Raw genomic sequence first — 17,407 nt, forward strand, 5'->3', positions numbered from 1 at the left:
AGGAGTCGTGGCGGATGCTGCTGCGAGGACGATCCGTCCGGACTGTCGTTCCGGGGAACCGCGGTACCACCTCGCGTGCCGCGCCTCACGGCGGAGCCACTCTCACTGCGGCTGTGACGGGCCTGCCCCGCTCGGTTCTAGTGAGTCGCCCCGTGCGAGGCGACCGTTCTTCCGAGAGCTCCCCGGTGATGTCGGATCACAGCTCGTGACTCCATTGTACGCGCCAACCGGAGCCTCTCGTCCGTCGCCGTTCAGCGCGCCCGCCCACGGTCGAGGAGGTAGTGCACCGCGGCGGCGGCCATCGCGACCTGGTCATGGTCGACCCCGGGGACCTCGTGCAGCTCCCACCGGAACGCCACGCCGTCCTGCTCGGCCGCGCGCATCGATCGGTCGAAGAACTCCCGACCGCGCTCGAGCCGCGTGTCTCCCTGGGCGCTGGCGTCGGGATCCCGCCTCAGGTTCTTCGTTCCGACGTCGTCGGTCCCGAGCAGCACGATCAGCTGGCGGCCGAACGCGGCGGTCGCATCGAAGTCCGGTGCGTCGGGACCGTCGAGTCCGAACGGGAACCGTGCGGAGTCATCCGGCATGGTGTACCACCCCGCATTCGCCGCCACGGCCACGTCGACGGGAGCGTGGGGGACGAACTCCACGTAGCGGTGCACGAACTGGGCACCCGCGGAGTGGCCGAACATCGAGAAGCCGCTCTGCCCGCCTCCGATCCGGTCACGGGCATCCTCGAACAGCGGCTCGATGTATCCGTAGGCGCCGTCGAGGACGCGAGAGTCGTCGTCATTCGATCCCTCGGCATCGGCGAGACCGCCGAGGTTGTAGTTCTCCGCGTCGGGGAACTCGTCATCACTGAACTGCGGCGCCACCACCACCACGTCGCGGTCGCGCACGAGCTCGGTCCACGTGTTCCGGTAGTCCGCAGCATTGCGCTCGACCCCGTGCATGACGACGATGATCGTCGCCTGCTCGGTCGCACGTGCGCCCGTGACGTAGTAGACGGGGATCGGCTCACGACCCTCGACCCGGAGAACGTACTTGCCGCTGCCGAGGAGTCCGGAGACCGGCGGGATCGGCGAACAGGCGGCGAGCGCAGCGGACAGGACGATGGACATGATGATCAGGATCCCCCAGCTTCGACGCATCAGAAGCGGAGCGTCGCGACGTCGCCGTGCCACGTCACCGCATCCCCGATGATGGCCCGGGCCGTGGAGAGGTCGGACTCGGGCACGGGCCTCGCCACGTAGTCGACGATCTTGTTGTCGGTAGCGATCACGCGAACGCTGACAGTGCCCGTGCCTCCGTGGTTCCAGCGCAGACCGACGACAGCCCCCAGGCCCGGCTTGCCGTAGGCGGCGAAGCGACCGGGTGCGCCGAACACGAAGTTACCCATGCCGTACACGACGGGCATCCCGTCGAGAACCTCGACCTCCTGGAGGGTGTGGGATCCACTGCCGATCACGGCGTCGTATCCCGCATCCGAGAACACGCCGGCCCAGTATCGCTGCTGCGCGTTGACGTCTTCGTAGTTGTTCCCCCAGTGCACGAAAGCCACCACCTTGTCTGCACCGTTGTCGCGCGCCGACCGCATCGCCTGCTCGACGCGATCCAATCGGAGCGGCAGCATCCCCGGTGTCGTGTCGGTGCTGCGATGGAGTGCTCCGAAGTCCTCGCCGAACGACACCACGGCCACATCGAGCTGCGCGGAGCGCACCACGAGGGGCATGGATGCGTCGGCTCTGGTCGCCCCCGCGCCGAACGCGGCGAGTCCGTCGCTCTCCGCATAGCGAATCGTGTCGGCCAACCCCTCGCCGCCGCGGTCCATCGCGTGATTGTTGCCGAGGTTCAGCGCATCGACGCCGATCTCACGCAGGGCGGCGAGATCGCTGGGATCGCTGGCATAGGTGTACTTCGCTCCGGGGTTCGCCGGGGTCTGGATCGTCGTGAACGGGACCTCCGCGTTGACGATGGTGTAGTCGAAGTCGTCGAGAATGGGCGCGACCCCGGCCAGCAGGGGCATCGGTCCCGACGCCGCGAGCTTCTCGGCCGAACCGTCACCGAACATCGTGTCTCCGGCGAATCCGAGATCGAGGACGCCGTCTGACAGCGCCGGTGCCGATGCCGCGACCACGGGCGGCGGTTCCGGCGTGGCGAAGGCGAGTTGGCTGCCGAGAAGGGCTGCAGACCCGACCGCCACGACGAGGCTCGCTCCGATCCAGCGTCGGTCGCGTCTCAGGTTTCTCCCCGCGCGCCGTCGGCGGGTCCTCTGCGGAGGTGTCATCGTGCGCTCGCCGTCCATCTCTTGCTCCTCGTGTTCCGGTTCCGCCAGACGTGGTCTCGGTACTCCTCCCCGGTGAGCGCCGTCACGGCGCCACCCGGGGACATCACCCAGACGGAGTCGGCCAGTGCGAGCGCGTCGGGATCCTGCGTGACCATCAGCACCGTGCCGCGATGACGGAGGATCGCCTCCCTCGCGCGGGACCGCGCATCGGCATCCATCCCGGCGAGCGGCTCGTCGAGGAGAAGGATCCGTGGGGTGCCGACCATCGCCCTGGCCAGCGCGATGAGTTGGCGGTCGCCCGTGGTCAGATTCGCGCCGCCCTCCATGACCCAGCCCATGACGCCCGGATCGTCGTTCCGCGCCAAGGATTCATCGAGCCCCAGAGCCTTCACGATCCTCTGCACCTCGCCGGGCCGCGCCTGGCGATCCGCGTACGTCAGATTGCGCAGCACGGTGCCTCGCAGCAGCGGGAGGTCGGGACTCGCGACGCCCACCATCGCACCGATCGACGACGGAGACGTGTCAGACAGGAGCTGACCGTCGATGAGGATGCTCCCCCGGGTCGGCTCCGCCATCCTGGTGAGCACGTCGAGCACCGCGGACTTCCCGGTGCCCGATGCACCGGTGATCGCGACGAACTCGCCGCGGTCCGCGACCGCCGTGAATCCGCTCAGCGCACCGGGAACCTCGACGTCGACGAACTCGATGCGACCGCCCTTGACGACGAGCGGCGCCTGCGCCTCCTCCTCGACCCGGCGACTGGAGCTCCCGAGGAACTCCACGACCTTCTGCCGGGAGACGACACCGCGGTGCCAGTAGTCGTGCGCGAGACCGAGGGTGCGCACGGGGCGTGCGAGATAGCGGGCGAGAAGCGCTCCGACGACGACGACGCCGACGCTCGTCGCTCCGCGATGGACCTGGATGACGCCGACAGTGAGCACCGCGACCACACTCACCAGCGAGATCGCGGCGGCGATTCCGCGCAGTCTCCCCCGAAGCCCCGCGACTCGCGACAGTGAGACGGTCAGCGCGTCGTTCTGTCGCGACAGCCGACGGAATTCGCTCTGTACCCGCCCCGAGACCTGACTGACGCGAAGGGCGTTGATCTGCTCGTCGACGTTGCTCATCAACGCAGATCGTCGTCGACGCATCGAACGAGTGGCATCGCGCATCGCACGCCCGAGCCCGAGTGACAGTGCGGCACCGGATGCCAGCACGCAGACGACCGCGAGCGCGAGCCACACGTCCATCCACACGAGGACTCCGAGGGCCGCGATCAGAACGATGCTGGCCGACAGCCCCTCGAGAAGACCCCGACTCAACCACATACGCAGCATCGACAGATCGCCGGTGAGACGCAGCAGCAGTCCACCACGGGCACGATGCCGCAGGTGCTCCGGACGCATCCGCTGCAGGTGCCCGTACATCTCCATCCGCAGCTTCCGGACCACTTCGTATCCCGCGCGCTCCGCCCACGTGAACTCCCAGGAACGGGCGGCTCCCATCACCACGGCCAGGACGGCGAGGAGCAGACAGAACCAGAGGGTCTGCCGGTACGTCGAGTCGGCGGCTTCGCCGACGCCGGACGGGACCAGCTGATCGATCACCAGACGTGCCAGCAGCATGAAATCGATGATCAGTGCCGCCTGGAGAATACCGAGCAGGGCGACCACGACGAGATCGCGGCGCCGCACACGGAGGAGGCGCCGGAGGTCGCCGCGGGACGGGTCGCGCGGGTCGCCGTCGAGGTCGTCGATCTGCGGGGTCACGAGAGCACCATCGACGATGCCCGCACCTGTTCGATCAGCTCAGTCGAGTCACGGAATCCGCCGCGTCGACCTGCGAGTTCGACCGTGGACGTCGCGAGCCGGGTCTCGGCGAGGGGCTCCAGCCCCGCCAGGTCGATCGGCCACGCGGGCTGGGGCGGCGGAACCGGCGCACGCAGCATGGTCGGGTCGATACCCAACACCGGTGCGATGAGCTCGGCGTTCTCCAGCTCCGGAAGACCCCAGATCGGCAGGTCCAGCTCTTCAGCGGCCTCCTGCATCGCCAACGGCGACTTCGTCATGGTCCCCGACAGCGCGACGACGTCGAATCCGTGATCGGTCAAGGACCGGAGTCCCTGAGCCGCGCCCATCGCATCGGATGCGGCGAGAACGACGCAGTCGATGAGATCGTGCACGACCGCCGACTCCAGCAGGCTTCGATTGTCGCGTTGGAACACCCCGTCGGCGATCTCCACGAAGTTCACTCCGCTTCCGCCGAGCGACAGGTTCGCGACCAGTTGCGACATGACCTCCTCGAGCACGGATGTGGGCTGGCGGAAAGACGATGCCAGGCCCGCGTCCGTGAAGTCGAGCATCATGTGCGCACCGGCATCGAGCATGACCCAGTAGTCGTTGCCCGATCCCGTTCCCGTCACCTTCGTGACACCCGGGCGCATACCGACCTTGGACAGCCCGTGTGCCATGTAATGGATCGTCGTCGTCTTGCCGGCGTTCATCGACGTGCCGAGGACGCCGATCGTGCGCGGACGCTCGGCAGGCGGCGCCAGCGTCGGCAGCCGGAAGTCCGCCACGTTGAGCGGGCGGCCCGCCTCGTCGCCGATCAGTCCGATGGGAACGATGTCCGTCGCGGGACGCACTGATCTGCTCCGCGAGATCGCCGCGGAGGCTATTCCCCCGCTGGCGACGAGGTTGACCGGGCCCAGATGCCGCGGAACATACGACTCGAACTGGTCTGTCGCATAGCGGTCGGCGTACGCGACGATGATCAGATCACCGACGTGCAGCAGGCTGCGACGACCGTGCGGCTGCTCGATGTGCCGGTGGTGGCCGAGTCTCTCGATCCGCGCGATGACGACGTCGCCGGAGCGCGGACGGACCGCGCCCCCGACCAGGGTCCGCATCGACTCGAGTGGCACACGTCGAGTCGAGAACGACTGCTTCGCGGCGATGCGCATCTCGTGCGGAAGCATCCGCACCCAGGTCTCGCGCTTCATTGTGTCCCCTCAGATTTTCGAGGAGATGGGTCGTTCACATTCGGGCGCGATGAACGCACCCGTCCCGCTGCCGTGTCGAGCCATCCCCCGAAAAGCGGGAGGATGCACACGATCGGCGTCGGAGTGGCATGCCCCAGCCGCCACTCCCCCATATCCCCAGATTGGCCAGTAACACTACCCGGACCACGACGGGTCGAGTCGACGAAAGCATCCGAAACCGCCAGGTGATACCGGAATTCTGCTTCAGGACCGAGAAACCCTACTCTCGAAGCATGGCACGCTCCCCCGAATCCCCCGCGGCTCCCCGCGTCTCGCCCCCCGACCTTCCTCGCGAGTTCGAGTCCGCGACCGCGCGGCGCAGCGCCGATCTCCTCGCGGCACGGCTCGACATCGAGGTCGCCGCAGACCTCGCCCACGCGTCACTCGAGCAATGCACGGTCACGGCCGACGCCGACAGCGTCGATCTGACCGGCGCCACCCTCATCGACGTCGACATGACGGGCCTCCGCGTGGCCTCGATGCGGATGAGGGATGCGGGAGTGCGCCGCGTCCGCATCAGCGGCGGCCGCATCGGCACGCTCGATCTCAGCGGTGCGCGCATCGACGAGCTGGAGCTCCGCGATGTGCGGATCGACTACCTCAACCTCGGCGGGGTGCGGGCGACCGATATCGAGATCACCGCGTGCAGTATCCGGACGATCGACATGCCCCAGGCGGAGCTCACCCGCGTCCGCTTCACCGACACCCGCACCGACGAGGTGGACTCACGCGGCATGCGCGCCGCGCATGTCGACCTCCGCGGGCTCGACGCGTCGGCATTCCTCGATGCGAACAGCCTCCGCGGTACGACTCTGAGCAGCTTCCAGGTGCAGCAGCTCGCACCGGTGCTCGCCGCCGGAATCGGCATCCAGGTTAGGGACTGACGGACCCGTTCGCCTCCAGCAGCTCCTGCGTGAACGGATGCTGCGGCGATGCGAAGACGTCTGCGACCGCGCCCTGCTCGACGATGACGCCGTCCTGCATCACGAGGACCTCGTCCGCGACGGCGCCGACGACGTCGAGATCGTGCGAGACGAAGATCATGGTCAGCCGACGCTCGCGCTGCAGTCGGAGCAGCAGGTGGAGCACGCGTTCGCGCACCGAGGGATCCAGAGCCGACACCGGTTCGTCCAGCACCAGCACCTCGGGCTCGGCCGCCAACGCCCGCGCGATCGCGGCGCGCTGACGCTGCCCGCCCGACAGGGCGAGGGGCCGACGGGTCGCCAGCACCGGGTCGAGATCGACCTCGGCGAGAAGCTGGACCACGCGCGCTGCACGCCGCGCCCGGGGCACGCCGCCCGCGGCGAGCGCCTCCCTGAGCGATCGCCCGATGGTCCATCGAGGGTCGAAGGCGCCGAGCGGATTCTGGTGCACGAGCTGCACGCGGCGCTCCCCGATCCAGCGCAGCGCTCCGTCGTCGGGTCGCTCGACGCCGACGATCATGCGCGCAAGCGTCGTCTTGCCCGAACCCGACTCCCCGACGATGCCGAGAGTCCTCCCCTCGTGCACGGCGAAGGACGCCTCGCGCACCGCTGCGAGTGCGCCGAACGTCTTGGTCGCCCCCGTGGCGACGAGCAGAGGCGACACTGCCTCTGCCGACGACACCCGAGGCTCGTGAACGGTCGCCGCGATCAGCTGCCGGGTGTACTCGTGCCGGGGCGATTCCAGCACCTCCGCCACCGGCCCTGACTCGACGACCACGCCGTCGCGCATCACGAGCACGCGGTCGGCGATCCGACGGACGGCTGCGAAGTCATGACTGATGAACACGATCGCGGTGCCCGCATCCGCGATGTCGCGGAGCAGCGAGAGGATCCGAGCCTGAACGGTGGCGTCGAGCGCCGTGGTCGGCTCGTCCGCGATGAGGACGGCCGGCTCGGCCGCGATCGCCGAGGCGATGAGCGCCCGCTGACGGAGGCCACCCGAGAGCTCGTGCGGATACTGCCGCGCCCGGCGCACCGCATCCGGCATCCAGACCCGGTGCAGCATCTCCTGCACCCGTTCGCGCAGCGCCGCGCGGCCGGACACGACGCCGTGGATGCGCAACGGCTCGGCGATCTCCGAGCCCACCCGCTGCAGGGGGTCGAGCGACACCAGAGCATCCTGAGAGACGAGGGCGATGCCTGCGCCGCGCAGCGAACGCCAGCGCCGCTCCCCGAATCCCGCGACATCCGTGCCGTCGACGACGAGCCGGTCGAACCGCACGCGAGCGTTCGCGGGAGTCAGCCCCAGCAGCGCGCGGGCCGTGAGCGACTTGCCCGCTCCCGATTCGCCCACGATCGCGACGCATTCTCCGCGTGCCACGGACATCGAGACTCCGTCGACGACGGGCGCTCCGCCGAAGTCGATGCGCAGACCCTGCACCTCCAGAGCAGCTGTCATGACGTCCGCCCCTCTGCCCTGGCACGCAGGACACGTCCGACGATCGTGGCGGAGATCACGGTCAGGGTGATCGCGATGCCGGGGAAGACCGCGATCCACCAGGCCTGACCCAGCACGTTGCGGCCGCCAGCCAGCATGAGTCCCCACTCGGGAGTCGGCTCCGACGGACCGAGACCGAGGAAGCTGAGTCCGGCCGCGGCGAGGATGCTCGATCCGATGCCGATCGTCGCGAGCACGCTCAGTGAGCCGAGCACCCCGGGCACCACGTGCCTGACGAATGCGGGCACGGGAGGCACCCCGAGGATGCGTGCCGCCTCGACATGCTCGGCGCTGCGGAGCGTACGGGTCTGCACCCGGGCGAGGCGTATGTAGACGGGCACGGCGGCGAGCGTCACCGCGATCGCGATGTTGACCGGCCCCGGCCCGAGCACGGCGACGACCACGAGCGCGACCAGGAACTCGGGGAACGCCATGAGCACGTCGTTCACGCGCATCAGCGCCGCATCGACCCCGCGCGGCGCGAGTCCCGCGAGGGCACCCACGAGCAGTCCCACCGCGACCGCGATGGCGGTCGCGAGCAGACCGATGCCGATCGAGCGCCCGGCTCCATGGACCACCCGCGAGTACACGTCGCGGCCGCTCTGGTCGGTCCCGAAGAGGTGCTCGGCGCTCGGCGGCAGCAGACCCGAGCGGACATCCGTCTGGAGCGGATCGTGGGTGGCGAGGACTCCGGGGAAGGCTGCGGCGAATGCCAGCACCACGAGCACGGCCACCGCACACCAGAGCAGCACGGCCTGCGCGCGGTTCATCGGGGCCCTCCGCGTTCGGCGCGCAGACGCGGATCGATGAGCGGATGCAGCAGCTCGATCACGAGGTTCACGGTCACGAAGACGATGGCGCTGAGCAGGATGATGCCGGTGATCACCGGCAGGTCGCGGTTGGTGATGGCGGCGAGGGTGACGCGTCCGAGACCTGCACGGGCGAACACGGTCTCGACGAGCACGGCTCCTCCGAGCACCGACCCGGTCAGGTAGGCCGCAAGGGTCACCGCGCTCGCCGCGCCGTGTCGCAGCCCGTGACGCAGGGTGAACCACGTCGGACCTGCGCCTCGGGCCCGGACGGTCTCGGCGAACGGCATCCGTTCGGCCTGCACGAGCCCGTCACGCAGCACCTGGCTGAGCAGCGCCGCGACGGGCAGCGCGAGGGTGATGGCCGGCAGCACGATCGTCGCCGGATTCCGGGCGCCCGAGACGGGGAACCAGCCGAGCCCGAACGCGAAGACGCTGAGCAGGATGAGGCCGATCCAGAACACGGGCGATGACAGGATGACGAGCTCGACGCCCGAGGCGACGGCTCGTCCGACCTGACCGCGCACGAGCAGGGCGACGGCGAGCGCGAGCAGCACCGCGATCACCAGGGCCAGCGCCGAGAGCTGCAGCGTCGCCCCGAGCTGACGTCCGATGACCTCGGTCACCGGCATCCGCAGCTGGTACGACTCCCCCAGGTCTCCCCGGGCGAGCTGACCGATGAACGTCAGATACTGCTCGAGCGGGGGGCGGTCGAGCCCGAGCTCGGCACGGATGCCGTCTTTCACGGCTTCACTGACCTGCGCCTGAGGGCCGAGCATCACCGAGACCGGATCACCGGGGACGATGCGGAATGCCAGGAAGACGAGCGTCGCCGCACCCCAGAGCACGATCACGACCGATGCCAGAAGACCGGCGATGCGGAGGAACGCTGCCTTCACCGTGGGCGCCCTCTCGACGGTTCCTGAGCGCCCTCCGGCTCGCGGCGCTCGCTCACGAACGATACCGCAGCGATATGCCGAAGGGCGCTCGACGGCTCAGGGGTCAGCCGACGCTCACGTCGTAGAAGAGCGGACGTCCGTAGAGGTCGTAGTCGAGCCCGCTGACGCGCTCGCCGACGGCCGTGATGGCCGACGGGCTGTAGAGCGGGACGATCGCGGTGTACTCTGCGTTCCATTCCTGCAGCTGCGTGTAGATGCCGTTGCGCTCGTCCTGGTCGCTGGAGGCGACGGCCTGGTCGAGCAGCGTGTCGATCTCGGGGTCCGTGACCTGCGACGCATTCTGGAATCCGTCGGTGTGCAGGTGCGCGCGGAGGAAGTCAGGGTCGACGCCGGAGAATCCCCAGTCGGTCAGGTCGAAGGTCTTCGGACCGTACTGCTCGTTGTACGCTCCGGGCTCCAGCACCTCGCGGACGACCTCGAAGCCGATCCCCTTGAGGTCGGACTGGATCGCGTTCGCCAGAGCCGCACGGTCGTCCGGCACAGGGGTCCAGGCGATCCACCGGGCCGACAGGCGCTTCCCGTCCTTCATGCGGATGCCGTCGCTGTCGCGCTCGGTCCAGCCCGCCTCGTCGAGCAGCGCGTTCGCCGCATCCTGATCGAAAGCCCACGTGCCCTCGAGCGAGGCGTCGTAGCCGGGGGTCGTCGATCCGAGCACGCTCCACGCCCGCGGGAACTGTCCGAAGAAGATCTCCTCGACGGCCGCGTCGACGTCGATGCCTCGGGCGAAGGCCTGACGCACCTTCTCGTCGGCGAACACCCCGTACTTCTCGTTGAGGTACAGCGAGTACGGCAGACCCGGGTACTCGATCGAATCGACCGTGATGCCGTCGCCGAGGTCGCCGGCGAGGTTCGGCGGGATGTTGCTGGCCAGATCCGCCTCGCCGCTCTGCACGACGCCCGTGCGCACGGAGGCCTCCGGCTGGATCTCGACACGCAGAGTCTCGACCTTCGGCGCCTTCTCGCCGTGCGGACCCCAGGCGTAGTCGTCGTTGCTCGTGTAGACGAGTTCCTGATCGGGCGTGTACTCGGTCAGTTCGTACGGGCCGGTGCCGACCGTGATGCCGGGCCCTCCGGCCTTCAGCTGGTCGGCGGATTCCGCGAGGACCGCCGGTGAGTAGAAGCCGAGCTGAGGTGTGCTGGCCGCCTGCAGGAACGGCGCGTACGGCTGGGTGAAACTGACCTTCACCGTGTACTCGTCGACGACCTCGGTGCCCTCGTAGAAGTCGGCACCCAGCATCGACGCCGCCTGCGCCGACTCCGTCTCGGGGTCGACGATGCGGTCGAAGTTCGCCTTTACCGCTTCGGCGTCGAACGGCTCGCCGTCGGTGAACGTGACGTCGTCACGCAGCATGAACGTGTACTCGGTGCTGTCGTCCGAGACCTTCCAGTCCTTCGCGAGCCAGGGCACGAACGATCCGTCGTCCTCCTGGAACACGAGGGAGTCGAGCACCGCGCGCTGCACCATGCCCGAGACGTCGAGCTGGCTCACCTGCGGATCCATGTGCCCTGCCGAGAGGTTCGCGCCCTCGATCGACCAGACGAGTTCGCCGCCCTCGGACTCGGAATCGGATGCGGGTGTCGCGCAGGAGCTGAGCAGGAGTGCGCTCACGACGACGGTGGCACCGAGCGGGATCGCGCGGCGCAGGAAGGAGATGGGCATGCTGTTCCTCGGGAGGGAATGCGGGAGACGACGCGGATGCATCAGTTCTTGGACTCGATCCAATTCTAGATCCACCACGGCGACTCGAGCGCCCGTCTCCTGGGTGGCGAGACTCCGCACCCGTGCGGGGCGATTAGACTGTGGGGCACAACCCACACTCAGGCACGCTCACACAGTGCCGCACACATCGCTCGAGGAGACCTCCATGTCCGTGATTCCCGACAAGCCCGCACTCGAAGGCCTCGAAGCGAAGTGGGGTGAGTCATGGTCCGAGCAGGGCACGTACCTCTTCGACCGCCTCCGCGCCGCACAGTCCGGCCGTGACGGCGTCTACTCGATCGACACTCCCCCGCCGACGGCATCCGGAAGCCTGCACATCGGACACGTGTTCTCGTACACGCACACCGACGTCAAGGCGCGCTTCGAGCGCATGCGCGGCAAGAACGTGTTCTACCCGATGGGCTGGGACGACAACGGTCTGCCCACCGAGCGCCGCGTGCAGAACTACTACGGCGTGCGCTGCGACCCGACGCTCCCGTATCAGACCGACTTCACCCCGCCTTTCGAGGGCGGAGACAACAAGTCCAGCCGCGCGGCCGACCAGGTGCCGATCAGCCGCCGCAACTTCATCGAGCTCTGCGAGCGCCTGACCATCGAGGACGAGAAGCAGTTCGAGGCCCTCTTCCGCCAGCTCGGACTCAGCGTCGACTGGACGCAGACGTACCGCACGATCTCCGACGACACGATCCGTCAGAGCCAGCTCGCGTTCCTGCGCAACCTCGAGCGCGGCGAGGCCTACCAGTCGCTCGCGCCGACGCTGTGGGACATCGACTTCCGCTCGGCCATCGCGCAGGCGGAGCTCGAGGACCGCGATCAGCAGGCCGCGTACCACACCATCGACTTCCCCTTCGCGGACGGCTCGGGCTCGATCACGATCGAGACGACCCGCCCGGAGCTGCTCCCCGCCTGCGTCGCGATCGTGACGCACCCCGAGGGGCCGCACAAGCACCTGATCGGCACCACGGTGCGCACCCCGTTCTTCGGCGCCGAGATCGAGATCCACGGACACCACCTCGCACAGCCCGACAAGGGCACGGGCGCCGCCATGGTCTGCACCTTCGGCGACGTGACGGACATCATCTGGTGGCGCGAGCTGCGCACCGTCGACGGCGGCGACCTGCCCAACATGACGACGATCGGCCTGGACGGACGCTTCCTGCCCACCGCACCGTCGATCGTCGCCAGCGCCGAGGCCATCGCCTGGTACGAGGCCGAGCTCGCCGGCAAGACCGTTTTCTCGGCTCGCAAGGCGATCGTCGAGAAGCTGCAGGAGACCGGCGACATGACAGCGGTCGGCAAGCCGTTCAACCACGCGGTGAAGTTCTTCGAGAAGGGCGACCGCCCGCTCGAGATCGTGTCGACGCGACAGTGGTACATCCGCAACGGCGCCCGCGACGCGAAGCTCCGCGATGAGCTGCTCGAGCACGGCACCGAGCTCGCCTGGCACCCGGACTTCATGCGCGTGCGCTACGAGAACTGGGTCGGCGGCCTGACCGGCGACTGGCTCGTCTCACGTCAGCGCTTCTTCGGCGTGCCGATCCCGCTCTGGTACGGCCTCGACGAGAACGGCGATCGCGACTACGACCGCGTGCTCGCCCCCGATCACGCGTCGCTGCCGATCGATCCGACGACCGATGTGCCCGCGGGCTACACCGAAGACCAGCGCGGCGCGGCAGGCGGCTTCGAGGCCGAAGCGGACATCCTCGACACCTGGGCGACCTCCTCCCTCACCCCGCAGCTCGCCGGCGGATGGCAGCGCGACGAGGAGCTGTGGAACCTCACGGCTCCGTTCGACCTGCGTCCGCAGGGTCAGGACATCATCCGCACCTGGCTCTTCTCGACGATGCTGCGTTCGACTCTCGAGGACGGTCGTTCGCCGTGGCGCAATGCCGCGATCTCGGGCTTCATCGTCGACCCCGACCGCAAGAAGATGTCGAAGTCCAAGGGCAACGTCGTCACCCCGGCGGACATCCTCGAGACCCACGGATCGGATGCGGTGCGCTACTGGGCCGCCTCGAGCCGCCTGGGCATGGATGCCGCCTTCGACCCGCAGAACCCGACGCAGGTCAAGATCGGCCGCCGCCTGGCGATCAAGGTGCTGAACGCCGCGAAGTTCGTGCTGTCGTTCCCCGTGCCCGAGGGTGCGCAGGTGACGCATGCGCTCGACGCCTCGATGCTGACCGGGCTCGACGCCGTGGTCGCCGAGGCCACCAGAGCCTTCGAGAACTACGATCAGGCCAAGGCGCTCGAGGTCACCGAGGCGTTCTTCTGGACCTTCTGCGACGACTACCTCGAGCTCGTCAAGGAGCGTGCCTACAACCAGAACGACGTGGGCCAGGCATCCGCCGCGCTCGCGCTGCGTCTGGCGCTGTCGACCCTGCTGCGCCTGCTCGCCCCGATCATCTCGTTCGCGACCGAAGAGGTGTGGTCGTGGTTCGAAGAGGGCTCGGTGCACACCGCGGCGTGGCCCGAGGCACTCGGCATCGAGGGCGACACCGCGGTGCTGTCGGCCGCGAGCGAAGCGCTGATCGGCATCCGCCGCGCCAAGACGGAGGCGAAGGCCTCCCAGAAGACGCCGGTGTCGCGGGCTGCGATCGCGGCTCCCGCCGCCAAGCTCGAGGCACTCCGCGCCGCAGCCGACGACCTCCGGGCCGTGGGACGCATCGCCGACCTCGAGTTCACCGAGGCCGACGAGTTCGCGGTCACCGCGATCGAGCTCGCGCCGGTCGAGGGCGCCTGATGCAGCTGGGCACGCGGTGGGCCACCGGCTCCGAGCCGCCGGCATCCGTTCCCGCCGCGCTCCGGCCGGCCATCGCCGAGGTCGAATCGCGCGGTCTCACGGGGCACTGGACCCTCACCTGGCTCGAGGGCCGCGCGATCGCCGAGCTCGATGCGGGCTGGGAAGTCGTGCAGACGGGCTCCGGCGACGTGATCGCCCGCCCGTTCGAGGACTGATCCGACTCAGACGACGAAGCCCCCTGTCCGCGCCTGCGGCAGGGGGCTTCGCTGCGATCGGAGCGCCTCAGCGCCTCAGCGCCGCGAGAGCCCGACCTGCGCGAGCATGTGATCGACCGCCCGCGGATCCTGGCGCCTGGTCTGCTGTTCACGCAGGAGGTCGAGCGCGAGCACCCGCTTCTCTGCCCGACGTGCGATGCGACGTTCGACGAAGGCGGTGAGCAGATCGGCGAAGCCAAGGAGCTTCCGCTCCGCCTGAGTCGGGGCGACGAGCTGGATGGTCGCGCTGGTCATGACTCCTCCTCGTTCGAGTCGGTGGCGTCGGAGAGCACAGGCCCCGTCGACGGAAGATCGAAGAGCTCGGTGCGCATCGATACGCGACGCACGTCCGGCCCGGTCTGGCCTCGATACCGCGCGACCGCACTGTCGATGACGGCCATGAGCTCGTCTTTGAGATCCTCCATCTGCGAAGGAGTCATCTCGAGGAGGGTCGTGGCGATCAGGCCCGCATCCTTCCACCCCTCCGGCACCTCGATGTCGGGGCGGTTCACGTACGACATCAGGGTCTCGTGCCGCAGCCGGAAGAACTCCGACGACACGATCTGCGCGGCTGCGCGGTTGGCCGGCGACATGCTCTGGCTCGGACCGGGGATGTCGATGCGCCCCTGGGGGAGCTCCCACCATCGCTCCCGCGCCGTACCTCGTCCTTCGACCTCGTGGATCAGGTCGTGGGCCGAGAGGGTGCGCAGGTGGTAGCTCGTGGAACCGGAGGTCTCCCCCAGCATCGAGGCGAGCGAACTCGCCGTCTGCGGCCCGTGAGCGCTCAGCAGATCGAAGATCCGCACGCGCAGCGGGTGCGCCAGCGCCTTGAGCGCCCCTGAGTCGAGTCGTCGTAGCTGCTCTTCGTCTGCCATGCATGCAAAGATACGCTTGCAAAGAGTTATTTGCAAGCTTTCTTTTGCAAAGAACTCTTTGCCAGGCTCGAGGTCAGCTCACGGTGGCTCTCGCAGTGACGAACGCCGCCACGCAGCGTTCGATCTGCTCGGGTGTGTGCGCCGCCGACAGCTGCACACGGATCCGCGCCAGCCCGCGGGGAACGACCGGGAAGCTGAATGCGGTCACGTAGATGCCCTGCACCTGCATCTCGGTCGCGATGCGTGCTGTGAGACCCGCGTCGCCGAACATGACCGGAACGATCGGATGCTCCCCCGGCAGCAGGTCGAAGCCCTCCGCCGTCATCCGCTCCCGGAACAGGGCGGCGTTGTCGCGCAGACGCGCACGGAGATCGGCCGACCCCTCGACCAGGTCGAGAGCCGTCAGGGTGCCGGCCACGATGGCCGGTGCGAGCGTGTTCGAGAACAGATACGGACGCGAGCGCTGACGCAGCAGGGCGACGATGTCGGCGTGCGAAGCGACGTAGCCGCCGGATGCTCCACCCAGCGCCTTCCCGAACGTGCCCGTGTAGATGTCGACACGATCGGCGACGCCGCAGAGCTCAGGAGTGCCCCGGCCGTTCTCGCCCACGAACCCGACGGCGTGCGAGTCGTCGACGAAGACGAGGGCGTCGTAACGCTCCGCCAGGTCGCAGATCTCGGCGAGCGGTGCGATGTAGCCGTCCATCGAGAAGACCCCGTCCGTGACGACCACCCGGAAACGGGCATCGGATGCCGCCTGCAGCTGCTCTTCGAGGTCCGCCATGTCGCGGTTCCGGTACCGCAGCCGACGGGCCTTGGAGAGACGGATCCCGTCGATGATCGACGCGTGGTTGAGCTCGTCCGAGATGATCGCGTCCTCGGCGCCGAAGAGCGTCTCGAAGACGCCCCCGTTGGCGTCGAAACACGACGAGTACAGGATCGCGTCATCCGTTCCGAGGAACCCCGCGAGCCTGCGCTCCAGCTCCAGGTGCTGCTCCTGGGTGCCGCAGATGAAGCGGACGCTCGCGAGTCCGTAGCCCCATTCCTGCAGCGCCGCGGTCGCGGACTCGAGGATTCGCGGGTCATCCGCGAGCCCCAGGTAGTTGTTGGCGCAGAAGTTGAGCACCTCTGCGCCGTCTGCCGTGATCTCAGCGCTCTGCGGTCCGCGGATGCCGCGCTCGCGCTTCGTGAGCCCCGCGGCCTCGATGCCGCCGAGCTCGCCCGCCACATGCTTCCGGAATGTCCCGTACATCACAGCTCCGTCCAGTCGAGGATGATCTTTCCCGTGCCTGCGGACTCTGCCGCGGCGAAGCCCTGCTCCCAATCCCTGGCGGGGATCACGTCGGCGATCACCCGTCCGATCGAGTCGCGCAGCGTCGCGCTGGTCTGCAGCATCGCACCCATGGCGTTCCACGTCTCGAACATCTCGCGTCCGTAGATGCCCTTGATCGTCAGCATGTGGGTGACGAGCTTGCCCCAGTCGATGTCGAACCCCGTACTGGGCAGCCCGAGCATCGCGATCCGGCCGCCATGGTTCATGTTGTCGATCATGGCCGGCAGCGCCGACGGCGCCCCGCTCATCTCGAAACCGATGTCGAAGCCCTCGCGGAGTCCGAGGCAGTGCTGGGCGTCACGGATGTCACGGACCGAGACATCGACGACTTCGTCCGCGCCCATCAGCCGGGCCATCTCGAGACGCGGCGCGCTCACGTCGGTCGCCGCGATGAAGCGGGCTCCGGCATGCCGGGCGACGGCGATCGCCATCAGACCGATCGGCCCGCATCCCGTCACGAGCACGTCCTCGCCGACGAGGGGGAAGGTGAGTGCCGTGTGCACGGCGTTGCCGAGCGGATCGAAGATCGCCCCGAGCTCGGGGGTGACATCGGCGTGATGCACCCAGACATTGGTCGCAGGCAGGGCGAGGAACTCGGCGAACGCACCGTCGCGCTGGAGCCCGAGGCCGATCGTGCGGATGCACATCTGCCGCCGCCCGGCTCGACAGTTGCGACACGTGCCGCACACGATGTGACCTTCACCCGACACGCGGTCACCCACAGCGATGTCGTGCACGAGCGGACCCACCTCGACGACCTCGCCGTAGAACTCGTGTCCGGGGATGAGGGGCGCGTCGATCGCGGATGCCGCCCAGTCGTCCCAGCGACGGATGTGCAGGTCGGTGCCGCAGATCCCTGTGCGCAGGACGCGGATCACGACCTCATCCGCCGCCGCTGTGGGCTCAGGACGATCGACCAGCGCGAGACCGGCTGCGCGTTCGGCTTTGAACAATGCCTTCATACGACGA

Annotated in this window: 15 protein-coding genes; 3 read left to right on the forward strand and 12 right to left on the reverse strand. The window is 68.5% G+C overall.

Features of this window, described 5'->3' with window-relative positions; translation table 11 throughout:
* Positions 1 to 251: 251 nt before the first annotated feature.
* From JOF42_RS13135 to JOF42_RS13150, 4 genes are read right to left on the reverse strand one after another with little or no spacing between them, the layout of a single operon-like run.
* The gene (locus JOF42_RS13135) at positions 252 to 1,121 is read right to left on the reverse strand and encodes a hypothetical protein (RefSeq protein ID WP_210098245.1); all 870 of its coding nucleotides are present in this window, start codon (positions 1,119 to 1,121) and stop codon (positions 252 to 254) included.
* A gap of 29 nt (positions 1,122 to 1,150) precedes the next feature.
* Positions 1,151 to 2,305, reverse strand: coding sequence for a CapA family protein (locus tag JOF42_RS13140; protein ID WP_210098246.1), 1,155 nt, complete (start codon positions 2,303 to 2,305; stop codon positions 1,151 to 1,153).
* Positions 2,284 to 4,056: an ABC transporter transmembrane domain-containing protein gene (locus JOF42_RS13145; RefSeq protein WP_210098247.1), complete on the reverse strand. Its 1,773-nt coding sequence runs from the start codon at positions 4,054 to 4,056 to the stop codon at positions 2,284 to 2,286. Before JOF42_RS13145 ends, JOF42_RS13140 begins: the two co-directional genes overlap by 22 nt.
* The gene (locus JOF42_RS13150; RefSeq protein WP_210098248.1) at positions 4,053 to 5,288 is read right to left on the reverse strand and encodes a DUF1611 domain-containing protein; all 1,236 of its coding nucleotides are present in this window, start codon (positions 5,286 to 5,288) and stop codon (positions 4,053 to 4,055) included. The genes JOF42_RS13145 and JOF42_RS13150 overlap by 4 nt, the downstream gene beginning before the upstream one ends.
* 272 nt (positions 5,289 to 5,560) lie before the next feature.
* Between JOF42_RS13150 and JOF42_RS13155 the strand changes: the two genes are divergently transcribed.
* Positions 5,561 to 6,211 carry a pentapeptide repeat-containing protein gene (locus JOF42_RS13155; protein ID WP_210098249.1) on the forward strand — a complete coding sequence of 217 codons (651 nt, stop codon included), beginning with the start codon at positions 5,561 to 5,563 and terminating at the stop codon, positions 6,209 to 6,211.
* On the opposite strand, the gene JOF42_RS13160 is transcribed toward JOF42_RS13155, so the two are convergent.
* The 4 genes from JOF42_RS13160 to JOF42_RS13175 form a co-directional block, all read right to left on the reverse strand.
* A complete protein-coding gene (locus JOF42_RS13160; protein WP_210098250.1) occupies positions 6,201 to 7,709 on the reverse strand; it encodes a dipeptide ABC transporter ATP-binding protein in 1,509 nt (502 codons plus the stop codon). The genes JOF42_RS13155 and JOF42_RS13160 overlap by 11 nt on opposite strands.
* Positions 7,706 to 8,518, reverse strand: a complete 813-nt coding sequence (locus JOF42_RS13165; RefSeq protein ID WP_210098251.1) for an ABC transporter permease — start codon at positions 8,516 to 8,518, stop codon at positions 7,706 to 7,708. Before JOF42_RS13165 ends, JOF42_RS13160 begins: the two co-directional genes overlap by 4 nt.
* Complete coding sequence (locus JOF42_RS13170) at positions 8,515 to 9,456, reverse strand: ABC transporter permease (protein WP_210098252.1); 942 nt, start codon at positions 9,454 to 9,456, stop codon at positions 8,515 to 8,517. Before JOF42_RS13170 ends, JOF42_RS13165 begins: the two co-directional genes overlap by 4 nt.
* 103 nt (positions 9,457 to 9,559) lie before the next feature.
* Positions 9,560 to 11,176, reverse strand: coding sequence for an ABC transporter substrate-binding protein (locus JOF42_RS13175; RefSeq protein WP_210098253.1), 1,617 nt, complete (start codon positions 11,174 to 11,176; stop codon positions 9,560 to 9,562).
* A 205-nt stretch (positions 11,177 to 11,381) separates the two neighbouring features.
* Here JOF42_RS13175 and valS point away from each other — a divergent pair, with 205 nt between their 5' ends.
* Complete coding sequence (gene valS / locus JOF42_RS13180) at positions 11,382 to 13,976, forward strand: valine--tRNA ligase (RefSeq protein ID WP_210098254.1); 2,595 nt, start codon at positions 11,382 to 11,384, stop codon at positions 13,974 to 13,976.
* The gene (locus tag JOF42_RS13185) at positions 13,976 to 14,191 is read left to right on the forward strand and encodes a hypothetical protein (protein ID WP_210098255.1); all 216 of its coding nucleotides are present in this window, start codon (positions 13,976 to 13,978) and stop codon (positions 14,189 to 14,191) included. The genes valS and JOF42_RS13185 overlap by 1 nt, the downstream gene beginning before the upstream one ends.
* A gap of 75 nt (positions 14,192 to 14,266) precedes the next feature.
* Here JOF42_RS13185 and JOF42_RS13190 read toward each other — a convergent pair whose 3' ends face one another.
* The 4 genes from JOF42_RS13190 to tdh form a co-directional block, all read right to left on the reverse strand.
* The gene (locus JOF42_RS13190; RefSeq protein WP_210098256.1) at positions 14,267 to 14,485 is read right to left on the reverse strand and encodes a hypothetical protein; all 219 of its coding nucleotides are present in this window, start codon (positions 14,483 to 14,485) and stop codon (positions 14,267 to 14,269) included.
* Positions 14,482 to 15,105: an ArsR/SmtB family transcription factor gene (locus JOF42_RS13195; protein ID WP_210098257.1), complete on the reverse strand. Its 624-nt coding sequence runs from the start codon at positions 15,103 to 15,105 to the stop codon at positions 14,482 to 14,484. The genes JOF42_RS13190 and JOF42_RS13195 overlap by 4 nt, the downstream gene beginning before the upstream one ends.
* Before the next feature lie 73 nt (positions 15,106 to 15,178).
* Positions 15,179 to 16,357: a glycine C-acetyltransferase gene (locus JOF42_RS13200; RefSeq protein ID WP_210098258.1), complete on the reverse strand. Its 1,179-nt coding sequence runs from the start codon at positions 16,355 to 16,357 to the stop codon at positions 15,179 to 15,181.
* Positions 16,357 to 17,400, reverse strand: a complete 1,044-nt coding sequence (tdh, locus tag JOF42_RS13205; protein WP_210098259.1) for an L-threonine 3-dehydrogenase — start codon at positions 17,398 to 17,400, stop codon at positions 16,357 to 16,359. Before tdh ends, JOF42_RS13200 begins: the two co-directional genes overlap by 1 nt.
* Positions 17,401 to 17,407: the final 7 nt, after the last annotated feature.

The organism is Microbacterium phyllosphaerae, from assembly GCF_017876435.1.
In the GTDB taxonomy this organism is placed as follows: Bacteria; Actinomycetota; Actinomycetes; order Actinomycetales; family Microbacteriaceae; genus Microbacterium; species Microbacterium phyllosphaerae.